The following is a 2167-nucleotide window of genomic DNA, read 5'->3' as shown; positions in this document are numbered from 1 at the left end:
ACTCCGATGGAGCCGTAACGGAGTGCCCCCTCCTCGATCGTGTAGTCGGGCATGCGGCGCAAGACCTCTTCCATCACGATGCGGAACTGCGATCGCGCGAAGTTCGAGCCGAGGCAACGGTGAATACCCAGTCCGAACGCCTGGTGCCGATTCGGGTATCGGTCGAGTTGAACCTCCTCCGGCTTGTCGAAGACGCTCTCGTCGTAGTTTGCCGAGGCCCAGGAAATGAGGAGCTTCTCATCGGCCTGAATCTCTTGATCCCCCACGGTGCACTGGCGGGTTGCGGTTCGCGCGAGACCCTGGACCGGAGAGAAGTAACGCAGGAATTCCTCGGTTGCCTGGGGGAGCAAGGAGAAATCTTCCCGAAGAAGGGTGCGCTGTTCGGGATTGTGGAACAACCACTCCAGCACGCTACTGATGAGACTTCCGGTGGTATCGACTCCACCGAATATCACCAGCGTGATCATCTCGATCAGTCGCTGATCCGTCATCGGCTCTCCGTCGACCTCGGAGTGAACGAGCGTCGAGAGGAGGTCGGGGGTGGGATTTGCGCGGCGCAGGGCGATCGCTTCGCTGACCGAAGCCACGATATCGACCATTCCGGCGGACGCAACCTCGTATTCCGGTGATCCGGGCACGGTGTGCACCATGTCATGGGTGATCTCGGAGAAACTCTGCCAGTTTTCCTTCGGCAGTCCCAACAGCTCGAGGGTGAAAATTGCCGGTACCGGCGAGGTGATGTCACGAACCAGATCACAACTGCCGGATTCGATTATCTGGTCGATGCAGAAGGTGGTGGCTTCACGAAGAAACGGTTCCCATCTCTTCGCAGCGGCCGGAGAGAAGCTGGCATTGAGCAACTTCCGGTATGTGAAGAACTCGGGCGGGTCCATCTCGATCGGGACCTGACGCAGAGGTGTCACGGGAACCGTGACTCCGGCCCTGCTGCCGTCCGGATATTCCCGGGAGGAGGAGAAGGTGTCGTCGTCGCGCGCGACATCGGCGACATCGGAATACTTGCTCACCACCCAGTAGCCGTCATGCGCATCGGTGTGTGCCACAGGGCATTTGCTGCGCAAATCAGCGTTGATCCGACGCCAGTTCTTGGCGTAGTCACCCGAATGGTGGTCGAATGTAACTTCGGTCATGTGATTCTCCGTTTGTGAAGGCGAGATGCGGAGGTGTTCAGCTCTCGCTGATGCTGATGGCACGCTCCGGGCAGTCGTCGACCGCTCGTCGAGCGGCGTCGTGCAGATGGGGAGGAACGACATCCACGGCGGGTTGTGCGTGTCCGTCTTCGTCGCTCAGGACGAACAGGTCGGGGGCGTTCGCGGCGCACATGGTGTGGCCCTGGCAGCGCTGTGGATCTACCGTGATTTTCATCGAGTTTCCCATCACGCGATTGCGATGCTCTTGGTACGGAGGAACTCCTGCAGGCCGGCCTTGCCGCCCTCTTTTCCGGTTCCGCTGATTCCGATGCCACCGAAGGGGCGGTTGACTGCGAGGTTGAGGGCGCCGTTGATCAGTACCTCGCCGGTGTTCAACTGCTCGGCCACGCGGTGGGCGCGGCGAAGGTTGTTGGTGTGGATATAGCCGGACAACCCGTACCGGGTGTTGTTGGCGATCGCGACGGCTTCTTCTTCGGTGTGGAACGGGATGATCGCCAGCACGGGACCGAAGACCTCGTTCTGCGCCAGATCGGAGTCGGGATCGACATCCGCGAACACGGTCGGTTCGAGGAAGTATCCGCCCGCGAGTTCGCCACTCAGTCGGTTGCCTCCGACGACGAGGCGGGCCCCGTCGGACCTGGCCTTGTCGATGATCCCGAGAATGCGTTCGAGAGCCGCTTCGTTGACGACCGGTCCGGAGACGGTGGCCGGGTCCAATGGGTCGCCGACGGCGACGTTCTCGGCGAATGCGGCGACTCGGGCGATCACCTCGTCGTAGATGGTGTCCTGGACGAGCATGCGGGTGGGGAAGGCGCAGCCTTGACCCGCCATGAGTGCGATGGAGAAGATGCAGCCCTGGGCGACGGCGTTATCCAGATCGGCGTCTTCGAAGATGATGTTGGCAGACTTGCCGCCGAGTTCGAGAACCGCGGGCTTCATCTGGTCAGCGCAGCTGTGCAGAATCTTGCGAGCGGTCTCCGGACCCCCGGTGAAGGTGA

3 protein-coding genes are annotated in these 2167 nt (G+C 61.3%); all 3 read right to left on the bottom strand.

Annotation, left to right across the window (positions count from 1 at the left end):
* The coding region (locus WAW17_RS12990) for a cytochrome P450 (RefSeq protein ID WP_422333376.1) at positions 1–1148 on the bottom strand (1148 nt) is incomplete at its 3' end.
* 37 nt (positions 1149–1185) lie between these two features.
* Positions 1186–1383 (bottom strand): ferredoxin, encoded by a 198-nt coding sequence (locus WAW17_RS12985; protein ID WP_422333375.1) that lies wholly within the window; start codon positions 1381–1383, stop codon positions 1186–1188.
* Positions 1384–1394: 11 nt separating this feature from the next.
* Positions 1395–2167: aldehyde dehydrogenase family protein (locus WAW17_RS12980; protein WP_422333374.1), on the bottom strand; the 773-nt coding region annotated here is incomplete at its 5' end.

The organism is Rhodococcus sp. (in: high G+C Gram-positive bacteria) (assembly GCF_049286785.1).
Lineage (GTDB): Bacteria > Actinomycetota > Actinomycetes > Mycobacteriales > Mycobacteriaceae > Rhodococcus_F.
The sequence above is the reverse complement of the archived record's forward strand: the minus strand, read 5'-3'. Positions and strand labels throughout refer to the sequence as shown.